We start from the raw sequence: 20,786 nt of genomic DNA, 5'->3' as shown, positions 1-20,786 counted from the left end.
ATATCCCAGACGACGGCGGGAGCAACAGGACAAGGTTGGGCGTGTCCCGCGGGGAGGTCCCGCCTGGGCCGGTAGGCGGCAGGAGAGCCTGCACGGACCTGCGCAGCCGGAACGCCGGCGGCCGGTTGCCGTCCCAACAAGGAAAACGGCCATTGCAGGTCCCGGAGGTTCCGGTGCCGCAATGGCCGTTCCGTACGCCCGGCGGCCGGGCGTCGCAAATGTGTTTTACCGCTCGATGCTGACGCTGAGATCCAGGTGGATGTTCTCGCTGGCGAGACGGTCCTGGAGGTACTTGGCGAGGCTGGCATCAGTGGCGGTATGTGCGCCTTTTGGAACGGCGCCGCGGAACACAGCCTGGGTGTTCGTCGACCTGAGTACGTCCAGCGGCGTTGACCGGAGATGTCCGTCGGTCAAGCGTTCGATGTCGGTGCGGAAGGTGCGCCGGTGGTCATGCCGGGCAGAGGCATGCATGGTGAATGGAATGAAAGCTACGGGCAAGGGGGTCCTTTCGAGCGAGGCAGCCTGCGGTGGGCGCCTCACTCATAACAAGGCAAGAGCACGTTCTGGTATTCCCGCCCCGGCCCAAAGGAAGCGGACGTCACGGACGTCGCCGACGCCTTTGCCACTCGATGATTATTGCGCATGCGCAAGTAATGGGTGAGACTGGCAGTACGGACCTTCCGCTTGAGGAGAGACGATGCGTGCACTGGCAGTTACACCTGGAAAAAAGGACTCAATCCACCTCCGCGATATACCGGAGCCGCTTACCAGCGAGGGCCAGGTGCTGGTGGAGGCGCTGGCCGTGGGACTCTGTGGAACCGACAGCGAGATCATCGCGGCGGAATACGGGGAAGCGCCGCCCGGCCAGGACTTCCTGGTACTGGGGCACGAGAACCTGGGCCGGGTGCTCGACGCTCCCCCGGATTCCGGCCTGGCAAAGGGAGACCTGGTGGTGGGCATTGTCCGCAGGCCTGACCCGGAACCGTGCAAGGCCTGCGCCGCCGGGGAATGGGACATGTGCCTGAACGGGAAATACACCGAGCACGGGATCAAGGGCCTCGACGGTTTCGCGCGGCAGCATTGGCGCGCGGACCCCGATGCAATGGTGAAACTCGATCCCGGGATGGAGGACGTGGGCGTCCTCCTGGAGCCCACCACCATCGTCGCCAAGGCCTGGGAACAGATCAACAGGATCGGGCAGCGGGCCTTTTTCGATCCCCACACCGCCGTGGTTACCGGAGCGGGGCCCGTCGGGCTGCTCGCGGCACTGGTGGGGGTCCAACAGGGCCTGGACGTCCACGTCTTCGACGTCGTCACCGAGGGCCCCAAGCCACAGCTTGTCCGCGACTTGGGCGCCACCTACCACCGCGAACCCCTCCCGGAATCGGGCCTCAAGCCCGACGTCCTGGTCGAATGCACGGGAGTCACACCGGTGGTTCTTGATGCCCTCACCTGCCGGGACCAGGATGCCATCACCTGCCTCACCGGCGTCTCGGGAACCGGGAAACAGACGAAAGTGGACGTCGGGGCCCTCAACCGGGAGGAGGTGCTCATGAACGGCGTGGTGTTCGGCAGCGTCAACGCCAACCGCCGCCATTACGACGCCGGAGCGCAGGCCCTGGCGAAAGCGGACCGTGACTGGCTGCGCCGCCTCATCAGCCGCAGGCTTCCGCTGGAAAGCTTCCGTGAGGCTTTCGGCCACCAACCCGACGACGTCAAGGTCGTCCTCGAGCTGCTGGACTGAAGGGGGACCACCATGAATGCGGGGCAAGCGCCGGACGGCCCAGGGGCAGCACGCTGGCTTCCCTCGGGCCGACAGTATGAAATCACCGCCGGCCGGCAAAGTGTCATGCTGACCGAAGTGGGGGGCGCCCTTCGCGCGTACTTGTGCGACGGCCGGAACCTGTTGGATGGGTACGGGCCGGACGACATGTGCACGGGCGCGCGCGGGCAGTCCCTGATTCCTTGGCCCAACAGAGTCAAGGACGGCAGGTACGAGTGGGACGGCAAGGAGTTTCAGCTGGACCTGAGTGAGCCGGACAAAGGCGGGGCAATCCATGGCCTGACCCGCTGGCGGAACTGGGACGTCCCGGCCGTGGAGCATGTGAAGGACAGGATTTCCTTCACCTATACCCTTCACGCCTGCCAGGGCTGGCCGTGGGTTCTCGATGCCAGGCTGGATTATGAGCTCGGCGATCACGGCTTGAGCGTGCGGACCACAGTCGTCAACCGCAGTGCATCCTCCTGCCCGTTCGGAACGGGGGCGCATCCCTACCTCAGTACCGGTTCCGGGCCCGCGGGCGCCATCAACGCCGGCCTGGTGCAGGTGCCCGGGCGCACCTTCCTGCCGGTTGACGAACACGGCATCCCCACCGGCCATGAGCGCGTGGATGGCACAGAGTACGACCTGCGGGAACTCCAGCAGCTGGGAGGTCGGCACATCGATGTTGCCTATACGGACCTGACGCGTGATGCGGACGGACGGGCCAGGGTAAAAATCCTGCGGCCGGACCGCTCCGGAGGTGTCGAGCTGTGGGTGGATGAGTCCTATCCGTACCTGGAAATCTTCACCGGGGACACCCTCCCACAGCTGGACAGGCGGCGCACGGGTCTGGGAGTGGAACCCATGACATGCGCCCCTGACGCCTTTAACTCCGGTGAAGGCCTGATCATCCTTGAGCCCGGGCAATCCCACACCGGCGAGTGGGGCATCAGACCGCTTTGAGTGCCTTTCGCCGGCATGCTGCCAGGGAAGAAGAACCAGTCAAAAGCAAACCGCCAACTATTGCGCCACCGCAACTATCGGAGTTCAATGTAAGCATGGCTTGCGGCAGCATAATCCGGTCAGTTTACGTGCTTACTCCCAAGGTAAAGCGTCCGTCGGAGGTGCCCTGGCCACCGGCGGCAGCGGCGAAGGCCTCCAGTGCAGCAGCCAGTGCCGGACGGCGACCTGACGGCATCCTCGAGATAACCTCCGCGATCGCCTGCCGCCGGTGGTCCAGCACGGAATCCACCAGAGATTTTCCCTTTGGGGTCAGCTCCAGCCGGACGTACCGCCGGTCTGCCGGGTCTTCGCGCCGCTCGAGCAGGTCAGCCGCGACGAGGCGGTCGCAGATGCGGGTGGCGTTGGAAGCATGCACCCCAAGTTCAGCGGCCACCCCGCCGAGGTTCTGCGGTCCGCGGGTGTGGATGAGGACCAGCACCCGCAGCTGCGGCGTGTTCACCACGTCCTCAACCTCGGCAACTGACCGGGCCACAACACCCAGAAGGGTGTCCGCAGCGCGCAGCACTGCCTCCACTTCCCGACTCGACGGTTCCGGGATTGGGTCAGACCCATCAGCTGCATCCATGCGCACCAGTTTCCTCCGATAGTTGCTTTCCCGCAAAGTTTGAAGGTTCCACTGGATCCAGGCGGGGAATCCCATCAGTAAGGAGAATCGTGAGAACACACCAGGCAGAACGTACCGTGGCGGGAACAGTCAACGGCATCGACCGGCTGATCAGAAACGTACAAACGGGCCGCTTTGAACGTTCCCTCTCCGCATTGACGGCGGCAGGCGCCCTGGTGACCGCCGCGGAGATCTTCCTTGAGCATGACAAGGCAAGTTTCGGCAACAAGTGGATGTGGGCCCCCGTGGCCCTGGGCCCGGTGGGCGCAGCGGCAGGAGTGGCCGCAGTCTTCAGCCGCCGCATGGCCAAGACGGCGCTTCCGCTGGCCAGCGCTGCCATCGTGGTGAACGGCCTGCAGGGCACCTGGCTTCACTTGCAGGGTATCCGGCAGAAGCCCGGGGGCCTGTCCAACCTGCGCTACAACCTGGAGATGGGGCCGCCCCTGTTTGCACCGCTGCTGGTCACCATGGTGGGCGGCATGGGTGTCCTGGCGTCGATCCTGAGGCGGGAGCCGTGAGCGCGCTCCCCCTGGCCGAGGATGACGGCGGCGGCCGGTATCCGGGCTTCAGCACCCTTGCGCAGGTGCGGCATTGGGATCCGGTGACGGCCGCCGTCGTGCAGTCAAGGATGGCGCTGCCTCCGGACGTGCGCTTCTTCACCCCGGAGGAGGAGGCAGCGGCGCGTGCGCTCCTGGACCAGTTGCTTGACCAGGATGCGGAGCCGCGGGTGCCGCTGGTGAACATGGTGGACGCCCGCCTGGCCGAGGAGCAGACAGACGGCTGGCACTATGACAACATGCCCCGCGACGGCGAGGCATGGCGCGCCTCCCTGGCAGCGCTCGACCAGGAGGCCCGCTCCCGCGAAGACTGCACCTTCGCCCAGCTCAGCCGCGAGAGGCAGGCCGGACTGCTGCAGGACATCTGTGACCTGGAGCAGGGCCTCTGGCACGGCCTCCCCGCCGACCGGGTCTGGAGCCTGTGGACCCGGTACGCCTGCACCGCGTTCTACTCCCACCCCCTGGCCTGGGACGAGATCGGCTTTGCAGGCCCTGCGTACCCCCGCGGCTACAAAAACCTCGGGGTGGACCGGCTGGAGCCATTCGAAGTGCGCGACGTCCAACCTGGTGCAGACCCCACCCGAAGGACCGGCCGGTGAACAGCCTGCGCAGGCGCAACGAGTCGGCGTGGTTGCTGCCCGCCGGGCCCGGCAGCAACCAGCGCCTGCGCGCTGACATGCGCCGTTTCCGCGAGGACGACGAGGTGGACATTGTCATCGTGGGCTGCGGTGCCGGTGGCGCTACACTGCTCCAGCGACTCGCACGGGCCGGGTGGCGGGCCGTGGGCCTGGACGCAGGGCCGTTCTGGGACCCCGAAGAGGACTGGGTCAGCGACGAGGCCGGCTCCCACCATCTCTACTGGACCGAGCCGCGGGTCATCACCGGGAAGGATCCTGTTCCGCTGGGCTCGAACAATTCGGGCCGGGGAGTAGGCGGCTCCATGGTTCATTTCGCTGGCTACACTCCCCGGTTCCATCCGAGTGACTTCCACACGTTCAGCGCGGACGGAGTAGGCGCCGACTGGCCGCTTGAGTACGCCGGACTCCGGGAGTTCTACGAGGACATCGAGGCCGAACTGCCGGTCTCCGGAGAGCATTGGCCGTGGGGCGACCCGCACAGCTACCCCCACCGGCCACACCCTCTGTCCGGCAACGGGGAGCTGTTCCTGAGAGGCGCCAACGCCTGCGGCATCACCGCAAAGGTGGGGCCGGTGGCCATCGCCAACGGCCGCTTCGGCAACCGCCCGCACTGCATTTACCGCGGCTTCTGCCTCCAAGGCTGCAAGGTCAATGCCAAAGCCTCTCCCCTGATCACCCATGTCCCGGACGCCCTGGCCCACGGCGCCGAAATCCGGGCCGATTCCATGGCCACCCGCGTAGGGTTCGACGAGTCCACCGGCCTGGCGACCGGCGTCGAGTACGTCCAAGGGGGCGTGCACAGGTTCCAGCGCGCCCGAATGGTGGCCGTGGTAAGCTACTCGATCGAAACGCCCAGGCTGCTGCTGAACTCCACGTCACCGCGGTTCCCGGATGGGATGTGCAACGACTTCGACCAGGTGGGCCGCTACCTGATGGTCCAGGGGGCGCCGCAGACGGCCGGACGGTTCCAGGCCGAAGTACGGATGTGGAAGGCCCCGCCCCCGGAGGTCAGCACGGAGGAGTTCTACGAGACAGACCCGGCACAACCGTACAAGCGTGGCTTCTCCATCCAGACCGTTTCCCCCCTTCCCATCACCTGGGCGGAACATGTTGCGGCGCAGGGACACTGGGGTGCTGCGCTGCGCCGCTACATGAGCGACTACCCGCATTGGGCCTGCCTTGGGGCCCTCTGCGAGTTCCTCCCCCTGAAGGAAAACCGGGTGACCCTGGCGGACGAGACGGACCGCAACGGCATCCCGGTGGCCTGCTTCAGCTACAGCCAGTGCGACAACGACCGGCAGCTGATGTCCGCAGCGCAAAAGGTCATGGAGCAGATCCTGACCGCGGCGGGAGCGGAAGAAGTGATCACCATCAACCGCTACGCACATTTGGTGGGTGGTGCCCGGATGGCCGCCGGCGAGCGGGATGGAGTTGTGGACCGCAACCTGCGGAGTTTCGCGGTACCCAACCTGCTGGTCACCGACGGCAGCGTCCTGCCCACGCAGGGCAGCGCGAACCCCGCCCTGACCATCATGGCCCTGGCGGCCCGGGCCGCCCGCGACCTGATCCAAGGTGCCCGCAGGGGTGCCCCGATGAGCACGAAGGAAGACTGATCATGGCAACAACAGTGGCTGACTACCTGCTCTCCCGCTTGGCCGAGTGGGGCGTGGACAAGGTCTTCGGCTTCCCCGGAGACGGCATCAACGGTATCCTCGCCGCCTTCGGCAAGGCGGGAAACCAGCCGAAATTCATCCAGGCCCGGCACGAAGAGATGGCGGCCTTCGAGGCCGTGGGCTATGCCAAGTTCGGCGGGCGCCCGGCCGTCTGCATGGCCACCTCGGGCCCTGGGGCCATCCACCTGCTCAACGGCCTGTACGACGCCAAACTGGACCATGTTCCGGTGGTGGCCGTCGTGGGACAGACGGCACGGAGCGCCATGGGCGGGTCTTACCAGCAGGAAGTTGACCTGCTGACCCTGTTCAAGGACGTAGCGTCGGACTACGTCCAGATGGTCACCGTTCCCCAGCAGCTGCCCAACGTCATCGACCGGGCCATCCGGATCGCGGATGCACAGCGGGCTCCCACCGCCGTGATTATCCCCGCCGATGTCCAGGAACTCGACTATGCCCCGCCCACCCACGAGTTCAAGATGGTGCCTTCCAGCCTGGGAATCCACTGGCCCGACATCCAGCCGGACAGCGCATCCATCCGGGGCGCCGCGCAGCTCCTGAACGAGGGGACAAAAGTGGCTGTCCTCATCGGTCAGGGCGCGCGCGGCGCGGCAAATGAGGTCCGGGAAGTGGCTGAACTGCTGGGCGCGGGCGTGGCCAAGGCGCTGCTGGGCAAGGACTCCCTCCCGGATGACCTGCCGTATGTCACGGGCTCCATTGGTTTGCTGGGGACGCGCCCCAGCTACGAGATGATGCGGGACTGCGACACGCTGCTCACTGTGGGATCCAGCTTTCCCTACACGCAGTTCCTGCCCGAACCGGGGCAGGCGCGGGGTGTCCAGATCGATGTCGACCCCAAAATGATCGGCCTGCGCTACACCAACGAGTTCAACATCGTCGCGGACGCCGGCACCGCCTTGCGGGCGCTGATCCCGCACCTGGACCGCAAGAAGGACAGGTCCTGGCAAGAGGGCCTCGAAGCATCCATCAGCCGCTGGTGGGAAACCATGCACGACGAGGCTATGGTCAGCGCCGATCCCGTCAACCCCATGCGACTGTTTGCTGAACTTTCCACCCGGCTTCCGGACAACGCCATGCTGAGTGCCGATTCGGGCTCGTCGGCCAACTGGTATGCGCGGCAGCTGAAATTCCACGGTTCGGTGCGCGGCTCGCTGTCCGGCAACCTTGCCACCATGGGACCCGGTGTCCCATACGCCATCGGCGCCAAGTTCGCCCATCCCGACCGGCCCGCCATCGCCTTCGCCGGAGATGGCGCCATGCAGATGAACGGGCTCGCAGAGCTCATCACGGTCAAACACTACTGGCGTGAATGGGACGATCCACGCCTGGTCGTGGCTGTCCTGCATAACAACGACCTGAACCAGGTCACCTGGGAAATGCGCGCCATGGGCGGCGTACCCGCCTTCCGCGAGTCCCAGGCGCTGCCCGACGTCGACTACGCCGGTTTCGCGGACAGCCTGGGGCTGCAGGGAATCCACGTGGATAATCCCGACGACGTCGGACCGGCCTGGGAGAAAGCCCTTGCCGCGGACAGGCCCACACTTTTGGATGTCCGCACCGATCCCGACATCCCGCCAATCCCCCCGCACGCCACCCTGGAGCAGGCCCGCAAGACCGCCGAGGCAATGGTCAAAGGCGACGACAGCGCCTGGGGTGTGGTGAAAGAAGGGGTCAAGACAAAGATCCAGGAATTCCTCCCGCACAAGGAGGGCTGACCCTTGGCCAGTGCCGAAGCGCCCGTCACCGCAGTCCAGGCCGCCGCCTACACGGTGCCTACGGACGGCCCGGAAGCGGACGGCACGTTCTGGTGGGAGTCCACCACCATGGTGCTGGTCCAGGCAGCAGCGGGCGGGAAGACCGGCATGGGCTGGACCTACGCACCCGCGGCGGCAGCCGCCCTGGTGGAGGAACTCCTCGGCCCCGCCGTCCTGGGCGTGGATGCTCTCGCCGTGCCGGCCGCGGCGTGGGCGATGGCACGTGCGGTGCGGAACCCCGGAAGTACGGGGCTGGCGTCCTATGCCGTGTCCGCCGTCGACTGCGCGCTCTGGGACCTGAAGGCCCGCCTCCTGGACCTGCCGCTGCACCAGCTGCTCGGTGCGGTACGCGACCAAGTGGCCATCTATGGCAGCGGCGGCTTCACCAGCTATTCGGACGAACAGCTGCGGAACCAGCTCGAAGGCTGGACCCAGGGCCAGCAGATCCCGCGCGTGAAGATCAAGATCGGCCAGGACAACGGAACGAACGTGCCACGGGACCTGGCGCGCATCCGCCAGGCGCGTGCCGCCGTCGGCCCTGACACGGAACTTTTTGTCGACGCCAACGGCGCCTACACCGCCAAGCAGGCCGTCCGCGTCATGCGCGAGGTTGATGCGGAGAACGTGACCTGGTTTGAGGAACCGGTCTCCAGCGACCATCTGGCCGGGCTGCGGGTGGTCCGGGACGCCGTGGAAGCGGACGTTGCCGCCGGTGAATACGGCACCGGGCTCCCCTACTTCCAGCGCATGTGTGCCGCCGATGCCGTCGACTGCCTTCAGGCGGACGTCAGCCGGTGCGGCGGCATCAGCGAATGGTTCCGCATCGCTGCCCTGGCCGCTGCCCACGGGCTGGAAGTATCAGGCCACTGCGCTCCCCACCTCAGCGCCGCCGTCGCCGCCGCCACTCCCAACTTCCGGCATTTGGAGTGGTTCCACGACCACGTCCGCATTGAGAATCTCTTCTTCGACGGAACGCTGGATCCCGCGGGCGGGTCACTGAGCCCGGGCGACGGCCCTGGCAACGGGCTCGCCTTGCGCGCGGCAGAGGCCGGGAAATACCGGGTCCAGTGACACGCCCGCCGGCGCCGAAGCGACCCGCTGCGAGGGAGCCGGACACACACGGAAAGGACTCACCCATGAAGAACCCGCGAGGTGGACCGGCCGAACCACCGTTACCGGAATATGTGCAGGAAAGCGCCTGATGCCAGAGATCAGCGACTATGCGATGGTGGGCGATCTGCATACTGCTGCCCTGGTGGGCCGCAGCGGATCCATAGACTGGATGTGCCTGCCCAATTTCGATTCGCCGGCCTGCTTCGCGGCCCTGCTGGACTCCCCGGAGGCGGGACGCTGGCTCCTGGCACCGGCCGGTGCGGGCAACTGCACCAGGCGCCGCTACCGGCCCGGGACCCTGATCCTGGAGACGGAATGGGACACTCCAGGGGGAAGCGTCAGGGTGACGGATTTCATGCCCGCCCGCGATGATTCAGTAGACATGATCCGCATTGTGGAGGGCCTGAAAGGGAGCGTCCCCATGAAAGGGGAACTGCTGCTGCGCTTCGACTACGGACGGATCATTCCGTGGGTCCGCCGCATGGACCACGGCATCAGTGCCGTCGCAGGACCGGACGCCGCCTACCTCACTACCCCCGCTCCGCTGAAGGGCGAGGACATGCGGACCATCAGCGAGTTCACGGTCAAAGCCGGAGACCGGATCCCATTCGTCCTGCGCTGGGCCCACAGCTATAAGCCGGTCCCGGACCGGACCGACCCTGAACGCGCCCTGGCCGTTACCCAGGCGTTTTGGGATCAGTGGATCAGCCGCAACACCATGTCAGGCGACTACCAGGACGCCGTGGAACGGTCCCTCATCACGCTTAAAGCACTGATCTTCGCACCTACTGGCGGGATCGTCGCAGCCCCCACAACCTCCCTGCCCGAAGACCCCGGGGGAAGCCGCAACTGGGACTACCGCTTCTGCTGGCTCCGGGACGCCACCCTGACGCTGCAGTCCTTGCTCGCCTGCGGGTATACCGAGGAAGCCGCTGCCTGGCGGGAATGGCTGCTGCGGGCAGTCGCCGGTGATCCAGCCGACCTGCAAATCATGTACGGGCTGGACGGGACACGCCGCCTGCCGGAAACGGAACTGCCGTGGCTGGGGGGATTCGAAGGCTCCAAGCCAGTGCGGACAGGAAACGCAGCGGCGCCGCAACTGCAACTGGACGTGTGGGGTGAAGTACTCGATGGCCTGGCCCTCACCCGGGCCGCTGCCCCTGCGGGCGCCCTTGATGACTCCTGGGACATCCAGGTGGCCCTCATGGAATACCTTGAAGGGGCATGGGACCAGCCGGACAACGGCCTGTGGGAAATGCGCGGCCCGCGCCGCAACTTCACCCACTCAAAGGTCATGGCCTGGGTGGCTGCGGACCGGATGGTCAAAGGAGTGCAGCAGTTCGGGCTGCCAGGTCCCCGGGACCGCTGGGCCGCGCTGCGCACGCACATCCACGATGACGTCATGACCCACGCCTTTAATGAGAAACAAAACACCTTCGTCCAGTCCTATGGCAGCACCGAACTCGACGCCAGCCTGCTGCTCATCCCCCGGGTCGGGTTTCTTCCGCACGACCATCCACGCGTCACGGGCACCGTTGAGGCAATCCAGAAAAACCTCACGCAGGACGGCTTCGTCCTGCGCTACCACCCCGAAGCGGCCAATGATGGGCTGCCCGGTACCGAAGGCGTATTCCTGGCCTGTTCCTTCTGGCTGGTGGACGCGCTGTTGGGGATCGGCCGCCGCGGCCAGGCCACGGAACTGTTTGAACGCCTGCTCGCACTACGCAATGACGTAGGCCTGCTCAGTGAAGAATGGGACCCGCGGAACCATCGTCAACTTGGAAACACCCCGCAGGCTTTCAGCCACTTCCCCCTTATTCACTGCGCCCTGCAACTCGGCCATGGGCGGCCGGGCTGCAGCGACACGCCCTTGCCCGGCTCCCATCAGTCCGGTGACCGGCCAGCCCGCGAAAGAACAGGCTGACAGGCGGCCCAGGTTAACTCTTGCGTTTGCGCAACAGTTGCTATTCAATAAAAGAGTGGTCCATATGGGAGGACCACTGACGGTCCCCGGATTCGCCGCCCCGCTGCCGGCTTCCTGAAAGAGTCCTGATCCTTGCGTCCTGTACGTAATGCCGGACCCCTGGGACCGCGGAAGAGCAACAGCATGCTGGGGTGCTACCCATAAGCCATATTGCGAAGGAGCAAATCCGATGGCATACAACGTCACGTCAGCGCCGGCAGTGGGCAATGCCCGGTGGAAGAGGCTGATCCCTGTCGCAATCATCGTCTACATCATCTCGTTCATGGACAGAACCAACATCGGGTTCGCCCTCAATGGACTCCACCAGGACCTGGGCATCGACGCGGCCCAACAGGGACTGGCCGCCGGGATCTTCTTTATCGGCTACCTCGTCCTGCAGATACCGGGCGGCCATCTGGCCGAGCACTGGAGTGCCAAGAAATTTGTGGGCATCATGGTGCTCGTGTGGGGCGTGCTGGCCGTCCTTTCCGGATTCATCCAGGACTTCACCCAGCTGCTCGTGGTGCGCTTCTTCCTTGGCGTCGCAGAGGCCGGGATCTGGCCCGCCATCCTTGTCCTGATCAGCCACTGGTTCCCCGCCGCCGAACGGGCCCGGGCCTATGCGTTCTGGATGATGAACATCGCCATCGCGTCAATCATCACTGCGCCCCTCTCCGGGTGGATCCTCTCTTTCTCGGACTGGCGGTGGCTGTTCATCATCGAAGGCATCTTCCCGTTCATCATCGCCGCACCCCTGTGGTGGTCCCTGATCGCCGATCACCCGCGTGAAGCGAAGTGGTGCTCGGTGCAGGAACGCGAGTACATCGAGAAAGGGTTGGCTGCCGACGCTGCGGCCCATCCCCAGCAGGAAAAGCTCGGCCTGCGCCATGTCCTGTCCAACGCAGTGGTGTGGCGCCTGACCCTGGTGTACTTCCTCATCCAGATCGGCTTCTACGGCATCAACATCTGGCTCCCCCACGTGATCAAGACGATCACCTCCGGGTCCTCCATAGAGGTCGGCCTGATCACTGCGATTCCTTATGTTTTGGCGATGTTCGGCCTTTGGTACAACGCCAAAGCAGCCGACCGTTCCGGCCGGTACTCCACGCACGTGCTGCTGTCGATGGCCATCGGTGCCGTCGCCCTGGTCGTCTCGGTGGCAACAGGGGACAATCTTCCGTTCCTTGCTGTCACCCTGATCAGCGTCGCCGTCGCGGGAGCTTTGGCATACGACGGCCCCTTCTGGGCCTCCGCATCCCGTGCCATGCCGGTCGCCGTGGTAAGCACCGCCATGGGGCTGATCAATGCAGTAGGTAACCTCGGCGGATTCGTCGGGCCCTATGTCGGAGGGTATCTGCAGGATCTTACGCACGGCAGTTTCCTGGCCACGTCCATCTTCCTGGCATGCTGCCTGCTCGCCGCCGGCCTGGTGATGCTGACCCTGCGCCGCGGAGGCGACAGGCCGGTGGCCGGGGGCCACGGGCACGAACCCCAGAAAAGGCATGCCGGAAAAGTCAGTTGATCTGCGGTCGTGGAATAAGCTGCCCGGGCGCCCGGCCGCCTGGGCAGCCTTTTGCCACGGCGCGGGGACGGCCGCGCCCTTTAGAGCAGCGGGCGCCGTCGAACGCTCCCACCAGGAAGAGCGCCCCGCGCTCCGCCACAATCAGCGCCGCGGTCGCAGGGCGGAAGCATGTTGACCGTGGCTCTGCCCATACCTTAGGAATTGAGCGACGTTCCGCTGCATCGCGGAACGCCAACCGACCAGAAGGTAAAGCGAGGAACCCGGTGGATCAGCCTCATATCGTCAAGGACGGCACCGCAGCCTGCCCATGCAGTTCAGATCCGGGCAGTTCGCATGAACCTCTTACAATTGACCAACTGCTGCTCGAGAGCCGCGCCGGGCTCGAGCGGGTCCAGCCATCAGACCTTGAGAAGGAGATGGCCGCGGGCGCACTTGTCGTTGACACCCGGCCCGTTGACCAGCGGGACCGCGACGGCGATCTACCGGGTGCGGTGGTTATTGACCGAAACGTTTTGGAGTGGCGGCTCGACCCTTCCTGCCCCCACCGGCTCCCCATCGCTGACGACCCCACCCGGCGGATAGTGGTGGTCTGCAATGAGGGCTACAGCTCCAGCCTGGCTGCACATACCCTGCAGCGGCTGGGTTTGCGCCGTGCGACCGACCTCATTGGCGGCTTCCAGGCCTGGGCTGCCCTGCGCGCAGATTCCTGAAATTTCTTCGATGCAGGGCCACCGCGAGGACGATAAGGGGTACGTGGATGGTAAGCAGGTTATGGGCGAACCATCGCGGCAGGTAAATGTCGGTAACGGACCCGCGGGCATCACCCAGGCGTTGCGCGAGCGGCGTCAGGGGGCAGCGGAAGCCGTTCACGACGAAGACCAGGGTCTCCCCGCCCACAACTGCAGCAGCCATGGCCGCCCGCCTGCCGGTCTCGCCGCGGAATCCGGCATAGAGCAAATAGACCATGCAGGCCTCGATGCTGAACCAGGCGGCTGTGTGGAAGGCTTTCACCGCCCGAAGGGCGGCATGACTCGTTTTCATGCCATCAACACAAACACGGTATCCGGTGCCGTGTCAGAGGCTTTCGGCATCCATGGCGGCATCAGAATCTGTTGGAACACCTGGGCCGCTTTGCAGATATGGCGCAGTCGGGGCCCCTTTGGCGGCTAAATGAGCCCCGACCGGCCAGTACTTCTAGGCATCAATCACCAGATCCGTCTGAGCGGTGGAACAGCAGGGCAAGAACTTGCCAGCATCGATTTCCCGCTTCCGTATTCCGCCCTGGTGGTTCATTTCGACCTCACCCGAAAGCTTGACCACCTTGCACGAGCCGCACATGCCTTCCTTGCAGTTAGCACCGATCCGGACGCCCGCGCGCTGGGCCGCACCCAGGATGTGTTCTTCGGGGTCGATCCGTACATTGATGCCGGTGCGCATGAAGGAAAGGGTGAGGCTTCCCGTCCCCACGGTGTCAAAGCTTGACGCATCGGGGGACGGGGCCGCGGAATCCGCCTCTGAAGTACCCTTACCGGCTTCGCTCGAGGGCGCCTCCGGCTCGACAATTTCCAGCGGCAGCCCGGATGCCTTCAAGGTACCCTCAGCGTCATAGCCGGGTTCGTATAGCCCGAACGCTGAGGGCTGGCTTTCGTAGTAGTCCTCAGCCGAGTCTGCGATTTCCTCGGCAATTTCCTCCGCGATGTCCGATGCCAGTGCGATCTCTGCCTGGTATTCAAGGAGGGTTTTGCGATCTCCGGAGAAGAACTCCATATAAATCGAGGTGTCGTCGACGCCCACCTTCTTGAGCAGTTCAGTAGCGGTGTTCAGGTAACCCTCCGGGCCGCAGGCGTAGACCTGTCGGCCGTTGGCGTCGGGGGCCACCTCCTCGATCATTGCCGAGCTCAGCCGTCCGCTGAAGCCCTCCCACTCCTCAGGCCTGCCGCGGTCGCCCAGGGCATAGAAAACCTTGACGCGCGGGTCAACGGAAGCGATATAGGCCAGCTCCCGGTGGAAGGCAAAGCCGCCGGCTTCGGCGCCGTGGTAGAGCACCACCACGTTGGCGGTCCCGGGCAGCGAGTGAATGGTCCGCAGCATCGACATGATGGGGGTGATGCCCGCGCCCGCGGCCAGGAAGAGGTAGCGCGCGCGCCGGTCGGCATCCGGCAGGTGGAAGGCCCCCACGGGTCCCAGCATGTCCAGGACAGTGCCGGGCCTGACATTGTCGTGCACCCACGGCGACACCAGTCCGCCCGGGTCGCGTTTGACGGTGACGCTGAAGGTCCACGGTTCCGTGGGCGAACTGGACAGCGAGTAGCTGCGGTCCACCGGCTCGTGCTCCTCACCGTTCACCGGGAAGGCAATGTTTACGTACTGGCCCGCACGGAACGCCAGGGGCGCACCGTCGCAGCGGCGGAACACTAACGTCATCATGCCGCCGGCCTCGGGGATGGTCTCGACGCATTCCGCCATGAACTCCTGCGGATGCCAGGGCCCCAAGGCACGGGCGGCGCGGGCGGGCGCTTCAGTGCTGCCCATCACCCTGTTCCACGGCATTTCAAGACCGCGGATGCGCTGGGGTTCCCGGACCGGTGTCTCGATAAGGAGTTCCGTCATGCCAGGTGCTCCTGCACACGCTGTACGTACCAGTTAATGAAAGCCTCGACCTGGTATTCGCTCTTCATGTAGGGGCCGGGCTGGTAGGCGGGGCTCCCGGCACCCTGCTGGCAGAGCTCAACAAACGCCTTGTCCTGCAGGTTTGTCTGCTTCCAGGTGTACGTGAGCTTCTCGAGGTCGTAATCGACGCCTTCTTCGGCGTCGTCCGCTACCAGCCAGGTGGTGCGTACCAGTGACTGGTGCTCGTTGATGGGGAAGACGCCGAACGTGATGACGTGGTCGCCCAGGAAGTGGAACCAGCTGTTGGGCTGCAGGTGCATCGAGCATCGGCCAAGCCGGAAGTCCGGCAGATCGCCGAGCAGCTTCTTGGAGAGCCTGCGGCCGTCCGGAGAGAATGATTCGCCCTCTCCGTCGAGTGATTCGCGGGAGATGCGGATGCCCGCGATGCGGGTGTCAAGCTCCTCGACCACCTCGTAGGGAAGACCATAGCGGCGGCAGCGCTCCTCAAGGGATGACTGCGCCTGCTTGTTCCGGTCCCATACTTCCTCAAGGTGGGCCGGGATGAGGCCCTCGGTGAGGCCCCAGGTGGGGAAGAGCGAGCAGGCGAGCTCAGGGTGGCCGTCGCAGTGGTAGCACTCACGGTTGTTCTCCATGACGAGCTTCCAGTTGCCCTCTTCGATGATGTTCTGCTGGTAGGCAATTTTCGTCTTCGACAGATCGTGGGGCGCGAGGTAGGGCTCAAAGATTTTTGAGGTTTCATCGAAGTCGGTCGGCGGCTCGTCAGCGATGCATACGAAGATAAGCCCAGCCACCTCGCGGCCGTGGGCCCGCTTGAGCCCGAAGCAGCTCTTATCGAACTTCGTTTCTCCCGGTGCCGAGGCGTGGATCAGATCGCCGCTGGGTGAATAAGTCCAGGAGTGGTATCCGCAAACCAGGTTTCCCGTTGACCCGGTGGGTTCAGTCAGGACGCGGGCACCGCGGTGCCGGCACACGTTGTGCAGGACGTTCACGCCGCCATCGTCGTTGCGCAGCACGATCAGCGAGTAGGGCCCATAGTCGACCGTGACGTAGTCGCCGGGCTCCGGAAGTTCAGCGGTGCTCGCTGCAAAAATCCAGTGCTGGCCAAAGATGGCTTCCATGTCGATTTTGAAAATCGTGGAGTCCGTATAGAAAGGGGCGTCGAGTGAATATCCCGTGCGACGCAATGCAAACAACTCAGTGATCTCCGCCAGCTGCTCTGCAGGCAAGGATGAAGCGAGTTTTCCGCGTGCGTTGAGGGGCTGGTGCACTGGAGCAGTCATGGTTTTTCTCCCGAGAGGCGTGGGTGAGTGTGCTGGTTTGCGTAGACAAGGGTTGCGTTTCCGCAGCCCGTCGCCAAAAGTCGTTGTAGTCACATTAGGGCTGCCGGGTCTGCAACAAAAGCGCAAGAATCAGCGGATAACCGTGCACAATGGATGCATGATTGATCCACGGCTTATAACGCTTCGCGTATTCGCCAGATGCGGCACTGTCAGCGGAACCGCGGAGCTTACGGGCTACTCTCCTTCCGCAGTCTCAGCCCAACTGCGTGAGCTCCAGCGCGTGCTCGGTTTGCAGCTGCTGACGAAGGACGGCCGGGGTGTCCGGCTGACCGCCACAGGCCGCTTCATCGTGGCGGGTTCGGACACCCTCATCGCGGATTGGGAGAGCCTGCGCGCGGCGGCAATGGAAGCCGGCGACCAAGTACAGTCCCGTTTCGGCCTCGGTGGATTTTCCACAGCTGCCGCGCAGTTGCTCGCCCCTCTGGCCGCCACCCTCCGCTCCACGCGCCCCCAGTTGGAGGTACAGGTACTCGAAGCCAACCCGGCCCGCTGCTTCGATTTGCTGGTGGCCGAGCGGATCGATCTTGCGGTCATAGTCGCCATGCAGTCCAACACCTACAGCGACGATGATTTGCGCTTCGAGCAGACCGTTCTGCTCGACGATCCCCTTGACGTGATCATTCCGTCCGACCATCCGTTCTCATCGCGGGAAACTGTGACGCTTGAAGAATTGGCCTCGGAACCCTGGATCACCGAAGCCGCCGGTTCCACTTACCACGCCCTTTTCACGGCCGCGTTCACCGCAGTTGGAGTGACCCCGCGGATTGCCCACGAGGCTGTGGAGTGGGAGACCCAGATCGCTTTCGTGGGTGCGGGGCTGGGCGTGGGCCTGCTGCCACGACTGGCGCCTCTCCATAGCGCAGAGAACGTGGTCCGGCTGCGCATAACCGGCAAAGGGCGGCCCGTCCGGCGGATCGTGGCTGTCGCGCGCCGAGGGAGTATCGGATCCCCCCTGATCCAGGAGTCACTCAGCATCCTGCAGACCAACGCCAAGCGGATCCTCGCCGCCCGCCCGGAAGACGACCTGTGAAGCCGCAATGCTGAACGGAAAGACCCGACGCAGCGTGGGGCAGGCAGTCCCCGCCTGAGGAGTTGGGTGAACTTTGACGCTCAGGGCATGCCTGCCATCCGGCGCTGCCTGAAACACAGAACGAACACCGCCCCTCATGACCCGGGGGTCGCGCGCTCCGGCTGGTGAAGGACGCCGCAGCAAGTACCCAAACCCTGTTGACCTGCAGTAATACCCCGTATACGCTGACACCAGCCTGGTATATCAGTCGACGTAGCCCGAATATATCGTTGAGGGGGTTGGTAATTGCACACCCCCTCCGCGCCTTCCCCTACTACCCGCGGCCATCCCCGGGACAGCACTTTGCTCCATCCCAGACCCGCCCGGCATGGAGTCCAACGTCCATGACCGGATATCCCGGCTTCTCCACACGCCCCGCAACACCTACCGATAAGGAAGTGACCATGTCAGGAAACAGAGCAGTTGCCTACAAGGAACCCGGCGTCGTCGAAATCATCGACACGGACTATCCGACGTTCGAACTCAAGGACGGCCCGGGCGTAAACCCGGCGAACGTTGGCCGCAAGGTACCCCATGGCGCGATCCTCCGCACGGTGACCACCAACATCTGCGGCTCGGACCAGCACATGGTCCGGGGGCGCACCACCGCTCCGCAGAACCTGGTCCTTGGCCACGAAATCACTGGCGAAGTGGTGGAGGTGGGGCCCGACGTCGAATTCATCAAAGTGGGCGACATTGTCTCCGTGCCGTTCAATATCTCCTGCGGCCGCTGCCGAAATTGCAAGGAACGAAAGACCGGCATCTGCCTGAACGTCAACCCGGACCGCCCGGGCAGCGCCTACGGCTACGTCGACATGGGAGGCTGGGTGGGCGGACAGGCCGAGTATGTACTGGTCCCCTACGCCGACTGGAACCTGCTGCGCTTCCCGGACCGGGACCAGGCCCTGGAAAAGATCCTGGACCTGACCATGCTCTCGGACATCTTCCCCACCGGCTTCCACGGGGCCGTGACCGCCGGCGTCGGTGTTGGCTCCACCGTTTACGTGGCAGGCGCCGGACCGGTGGGCCTTGCTGCGGCCGTAGGCGCGCAGCTCCTTGGCGCCGCCGTCGTGATTGTGGGCGACATGAATGAAGACCGCCTGGCGCAGGCGAGGTCGTTCGGCTGCGAAACCGTCAACGTGACGAAGGGCGACCCGAAGGAACAGATTGAACAGATCCTGGGGGTTCCCGAGGTGGACTGTGGCGTGGACGCCGTCGGCTTCGAAGCCCGCGGCCACGGAAAGGATGCCTCCCACGAGGCGCCTGCCACCGTCCTGAATTCCCTTATGGACATCACGGCCGCCGGCGGCGCCCTTGGCATTCCCGGCCTTTACGTGACCGGGGATCCCGGTGGAATTGATGAAGCAGCCAAGCACGGCTCCCTCTCACTGTCCTTGGGCACCGGCTGGGCGAAGTCCTTGTCCTTCACTACGGGCCAGTGCCCGGTGATGAAGTACAACCGTCAACTGATGATGGCCATCCTCCATGACAAGGTCCAGATTGCAAAGGCCGTCAACGCCAAGGCCATCCCGCTCGAAGATGCCCCCCGCGGCTATGCCGAATTTGACGCCGGAGCGGCGACAAAGTTCGTGCTGAACCCCAACGGCTATGTGAAGGCTTAGTAGGAAGCAAAGGGAAGCCGGAGGTCCGGGGCACTTCGCCCACTGCGCAGTTGTCCTGCGGCCTCCGGCACCCGCCCCTCAGCAACATCCTCACTAAGAACCCGCCAGCACTGAAAGTTCGTTTCACTGCATTTAAACCGCGACGGCCCTAATGGTCCTACTTTCTGCGGGCCTTCAGGTCACTTACAACCTTTGCGATCCGGCGTGACCGCGTCTCTGCGGTCTTAGACACTGCAATCGGTTCCACGTAGCGGCGCTGGCTGCTGTAGCTCAGCGTTTGGTAGAAAGCTTTCGCTTCGGGGTCGGAATCCAAGGCGGCGGCAAGGTCTGCCGGAACGTCGACGCTCCGCGGCTGGGTGTCCAACTCCAGGTCCACCTCCACGACTTCCCCGGCCGACGTACCGGTAAGCTCCCGGTTGGCGGCGCTGAGCCCGATCATGTTGAGCCCGCCCATCACCGCGACGGTACTGCGGTAACTCTTTCCGTTGAGAGTCACGACCACGGGCGGCCGCTTTCCGGCATCAAGCGCCCGAACGACGTCCTCGGGAACCTCGATGCCCACCTTGTTGCCGCTCCCTCGAAGGGTAGTGGTAAATTTCATCTCCAAAGTATGCACCTTCCCAAGACCAGCATTGATCTTCAGCCCCCGCTCACGCTGGCGCTGGTGCAATCCGAAGTTCCCCGAAGTAACAGCCGTGAACACAGTTGAGGCCGTCTTTCTGATTCTCGGCGCCGCCTTCATGTGGGTTGGCGGGACTGTCTTCGTCCTCCTGAAGTTGCGCCGCCGCAGGAGAAGTTCATCACTCGTGGCTTCCGCGCCACCTCCCCCTGCCGCCACCGCTCCCCGGCACCACAGGCCATGGCGCCGGGTCCGTTCCGTCACAGGCCAAAGCCCTGGACCGAGACGCAGGTTGAGGCTCAGAAAAGTCCGCCGGTGAAGTCATCCACCACGGGCAGCATCGCCCAGCGAGTGCGGTTCCGTACTGCACAGAGCCGGGCCGCCAACAGAACACTGTCCATCACCCAGTGCGGGTGACCAGTTCTTGGGAGCAATCATGGATACCAGGACGACCCTCGGGTTCATCGCCGGATATTTCGCCGCAATCGCCGGCGTCTTCCTCCTCTACCTTCCGGACATCCTCCTGCTCGTTGCCCTGCTTCTCGCAGGCGGGATGCTCCAGCTGTTGCCGTTCGCCATCCTGGTCAGGAGACTGTGGCACCTCCCGGAAGCCCAGGTGGATTCGGCGTGGCTCTTGGAATGCCATCGCTAGGGTGCACCGCACTGAAGACTCTTCTGCCAACCAAGCAGCTTGCCCGTGGAGCCGAGCCTGGTTTCCGGCACTGCACTCCGCCAGCCCCAAAACAACATGCCACTCTATAGTGTCTGGAACTCCTGACCGCCGGGTAAGAGCAGCTTAGGTCCGGCGATCCGAACCAGTCCTGCCCGGCTCCATGGGCTCCGCTTCGGGCCCGTGGTTCCAGATCCCAAGGGAAAGA

19 protein-coding genes are annotated in these 20,786 nt (G+C 64.5%); 13 read left to right on the top strand and 6 right to left on the bottom strand.

Annotation, left to right across the window (positions count from 1 at the left end; translation table 11 throughout):
* Positions 1-225 precede the first annotated feature (225 nt).
* A complete protein-coding gene (locus tag NMQ03_RS10125; protein ID WP_255175468.1) occupies positions 226-471 on the bottom strand; it encodes a hypothetical protein in 246 nt (81 codons plus the stop codon).
* A gap of 226 nt (positions 472-697) precedes the next feature.
* Between NMQ03_RS10125 and NMQ03_RS10120 the strand changes: the two genes are divergently transcribed.
* The gene (locus tag NMQ03_RS10120; protein WP_255175467.1) at positions 698-1,744 is read left to right on the top strand and encodes a glucose 1-dehydrogenase; all 1,047 of its coding nucleotides are present in this window, start codon (positions 698-700) and stop codon (positions 1,742-1,744) included.
* Positions 1,745-1,756: 12 nt separating this feature from the next.
* Positions 1,757-2,725, top strand: coding sequence for an aldose 1-epimerase family protein (locus tag NMQ03_RS10115; RefSeq protein WP_255175466.1), 969 nt, complete (start codon positions 1,757-1,759; stop codon positions 2,723-2,725).
* A 124-nt stretch (positions 2,726-2,849) separates the two neighbouring features.
* On the opposite strand, the gene NMQ03_RS10110 is transcribed toward NMQ03_RS10115, so the two are convergent.
* Entirely contained in the window at positions 2,850-3,350 is a 501-nt protein-coding gene (locus NMQ03_RS10110; protein ID WP_255175465.1) for a MarR family winged helix-turn-helix transcriptional regulator, read from the bottom strand.
* 89 nt (positions 3,351-3,439) lie between these two features.
* On the opposite strand from NMQ03_RS10110, the gene NMQ03_RS10105 reads away from it, so the two are divergent.
* From NMQ03_RS10105 to NMQ03_RS10070, 8 genes are all read left to right on the top strand, one after another.
* Positions 3,440-3,907, top strand: coding sequence for a hypothetical protein (locus tag NMQ03_RS10105; RefSeq protein WP_255175464.1), 468 nt, complete (start codon positions 3,440-3,442; stop codon positions 3,905-3,907).
* Complete coding sequence (locus tag NMQ03_RS10100) at positions 3,904-4,545, top strand: gluconate 2-dehydrogenase subunit 3 family protein (RefSeq protein WP_255175463.1); 642 nt, start codon at positions 3,904-3,906, stop codon at positions 4,543-4,545. Before NMQ03_RS10105 ends, NMQ03_RS10100 begins: the two co-directional genes overlap by 4 nt.
* Positions 4,542-6,197 (top strand): GMC oxidoreductase, encoded by a 1,656-nt coding sequence (locus NMQ03_RS10095; protein ID WP_255175462.1) that lies wholly within the window; start codon positions 4,542-4,544, stop codon positions 6,195-6,197. Before NMQ03_RS10100 ends, NMQ03_RS10095 begins: the two co-directional genes overlap by 4 nt.
* Positions 6,198-6,199: 2 nt before the next feature.
* A complete protein-coding gene (locus tag NMQ03_RS10090) occupies positions 6,200-7,990 on the top strand; it encodes a thiamine pyrophosphate-requiring protein (protein WP_255175461.1) in 1,791 nt (596 codons plus the stop codon).
* 3 nt (positions 7,991-7,993) lie between these two features.
* Positions 7,994-9,100 carry an enolase C-terminal domain-like protein gene (locus tag NMQ03_RS10085; RefSeq protein WP_255175460.1) on the top strand — a complete coding sequence of 369 codons (1,107 nt, stop codon included), beginning with the start codon at positions 7,994-7,996 and terminating at the stop codon, positions 9,098-9,100.
* A 130-nt stretch (positions 9,101-9,230) separates the two neighbouring features.
* Positions 9,231-11,066, top strand: coding sequence for a glycoside hydrolase family 15 protein (locus NMQ03_RS10080; RefSeq protein ID WP_255175459.1), 1,836 nt, complete (start codon positions 9,231-9,233; stop codon positions 11,064-11,066).
* Between the two features lie 229 nt (positions 11,067-11,295).
* Positions 11,296-12,627, top strand: a complete 1,332-nt coding sequence (locus NMQ03_RS10075) for an MFS transporter (protein ID WP_255175458.1) — start codon at positions 11,296-11,298, stop codon at positions 12,625-12,627.
* A 263-nt stretch (positions 12,628-12,890) separates the two neighbouring features.
* Complete coding sequence (locus tag NMQ03_RS10070; RefSeq protein ID WP_324645119.1) at positions 12,891-13,337, top strand: rhodanese-like domain-containing protein; 447 nt, start codon at positions 12,891-12,893, stop codon at positions 13,335-13,337.
* Here NMQ03_RS10070 and NMQ03_RS10065 read toward each other — a convergent pair.
* From NMQ03_RS10065 to NMQ03_RS10055, 3 genes are all read right to left on the bottom strand, one after another.
* Positions 13,291-13,668, bottom strand: coding sequence for a hypothetical protein (locus NMQ03_RS10065; protein WP_255175457.1), 378 nt, complete (start codon positions 13,666-13,668; stop codon positions 13,291-13,293). The genes NMQ03_RS10070 and NMQ03_RS10065 overlap by 47 nt on opposite strands.
* Before the next feature lie 153 nt (positions 13,669-13,821).
* Positions 13,822-15,237 (bottom strand): ferredoxin reductase, encoded by a 1,416-nt coding sequence (locus NMQ03_RS10060; RefSeq protein WP_255175456.1) that lies wholly within the window; start codon positions 15,235-15,237, stop codon positions 13,822-13,824.
* The gene (locus NMQ03_RS10055) at positions 15,234-16,538 is read right to left on the bottom strand and encodes an SRPBCC family protein (RefSeq protein ID WP_255175455.1); all 1,305 of its coding nucleotides are present in this window, start codon (positions 16,536-16,538) and stop codon (positions 15,234-15,236) included. The genes NMQ03_RS10060 and NMQ03_RS10055 overlap by 4 nt, the downstream gene beginning before the upstream one ends.
* 157 nt (positions 16,539-16,695) lie before the next feature.
* On the opposite strand from NMQ03_RS10055, the gene NMQ03_RS10050 reads away from it, so the two are divergent.
* Together NMQ03_RS10050 and fdhA are read left to right on the top strand one after the other, a co-directional pair.
* On the top strand, positions 16,696-17,628 hold the full coding sequence (locus tag NMQ03_RS10050) for a LysR family transcriptional regulator (protein WP_255175454.1): 933 nt from the start codon (positions 16,696-16,698) through the stop codon (positions 17,626-17,628).
* Positions 17,629-18,071: 443 nt separating this feature from the next.
* Entirely contained in the window at positions 18,072-19,289 is a 1,218-nt protein-coding gene (gene fdhA / locus NMQ03_RS10045) for a formaldehyde dehydrogenase, glutathione-independent (RefSeq protein WP_255175453.1), read from the top strand.
* A 157-nt stretch (positions 19,290-19,446) separates the two neighbouring features.
* Here the strand turns inward: fdhA and NMQ03_RS10040 are convergent, their stop codons facing one another.
* The gene (locus NMQ03_RS10040) at positions 19,447-19,890 is read right to left on the bottom strand and encodes a YdeI/OmpD-associated family protein (protein WP_255175452.1); all 444 of its coding nucleotides are present in this window, start codon (positions 19,888-19,890) and stop codon (positions 19,447-19,449) included.
* A 454-nt stretch (positions 19,891-20,344) separates the two neighbouring features.
* On the opposite strand from NMQ03_RS10040, the gene NMQ03_RS10035 reads away from it, so the two are divergent.
* Positions 20,345-20,560: a hypothetical protein gene (locus NMQ03_RS10035; RefSeq protein ID WP_255175451.1), complete on the top strand. Its 216-nt coding sequence runs from the start codon at positions 20,345-20,347 to the stop codon at positions 20,558-20,560.
* The last annotated feature ends 226 nt before the right edge of the window (positions 20,561-20,786 follow it).

It is taken from the genome of Arthrobacter sp. DNA4 (assembly GCF_024362385.1).
GTDB lineage: Bacteria > Actinomycetota > Actinomycetes > Actinomycetales > Micrococcaceae > Arthrobacter.
Note: the sequence above shows the minus strand (reverse complement) of the source record. Positions and strands in the feature narration are given on the sequence as shown.

What these genes read in the sequence shown, in the direction of transcription:
- NMQ03_RS10125 (WP_255175468.1), bottom strand. Translation starts at nt 471, where the DNA reads ATGCATGCCTCTGCCCGGCATGACCACCGGCGCACCTTCCGCACCGAC.
- NMQ03_RS10120 (WP_255175467.1), top strand. Translation starts at nt 698, where the DNA reads ATGCGTGCACTGGCAGTTACACCTGGAAAAAAGGACTCAATCCACCTC.
- NMQ03_RS10115 (WP_255175466.1), top strand. Translation starts at nt 1,757, where the DNA reads ATGAATGCGGGGCAAGCGCCGGACGGCCCAGGGGCAGCACGCTGGCTT.
- NMQ03_RS10110 (WP_255175465.1), bottom strand. Translation starts at nt 3,350, where the DNA reads ATGGATGCAGCTGATGGGTCTGACCCAATCCCGGAACCGTCGAGTCGG.
- NMQ03_RS10090 (WP_255175461.1), top strand. Translation starts at nt 6,200, where the DNA reads ATGGCAACAACAGTGGCTGACTACCTGCTCTCCCGCTTGGCCGAGTGG.
- NMQ03_RS10080 (WP_255175459.1), top strand. Translation starts at nt 9,231, where the DNA reads ATGCCAGAGATCAGCGACTATGCGATGGTGGGCGATCTGCATACTGCT.
- NMQ03_RS10075 (WP_255175458.1), top strand. Translation starts at nt 11,296, where the DNA reads ATGGCATACAACGTCACGTCAGCGCCGGCAGTGGGCAATGCCCGGTGG.
- NMQ03_RS10065 (WP_255175457.1), bottom strand. Translation starts at nt 13,668, where the DNA reads ATGAAAACGAGTCATGCCGCCCTTCGGGCGGTGAAAGCCTTCCACACA.
- NMQ03_RS10060 (WP_255175456.1), bottom strand. Translation starts at nt 15,237, where the DNA reads ATGACGGAACTCCTTATCGAGACACCGGTCCGGGAACCCCAGCGCATC.
- NMQ03_RS10055 (WP_255175455.1), bottom strand. Translation starts at nt 16,538, where the DNA reads ATGACTGCTCCAGTGCACCAGCCCCTCAACGCACGCGGAAAACTCGCT.
- NMQ03_RS10050 (WP_255175454.1), top strand. Translation starts at nt 16,696, where the DNA reads ATGATTGATCCACGGCTTATAACGCTTCGCGTATTCGCCAGATGCGGC.
- fdhA (WP_255175453.1), top strand. Translation starts at nt 18,072, where the DNA reads ATGTCAGGAAACAGAGCAGTTGCCTACAAGGAACCCGGCGTCGTCGAA.
- NMQ03_RS10040 (WP_255175452.1), bottom strand. Translation starts at nt 19,890, where the DNA reads ATGAAATTTACCACTACCCTTCGAGGGAGCGGCAACAAGGTGGGCATC.
- NMQ03_RS10035 (WP_255175451.1), top strand. Translation starts at nt 20,345, where the DNA reads ATGGATACCAGGACGACCCTCGGGTTCATCGCCGGATATTTCGCCGCA.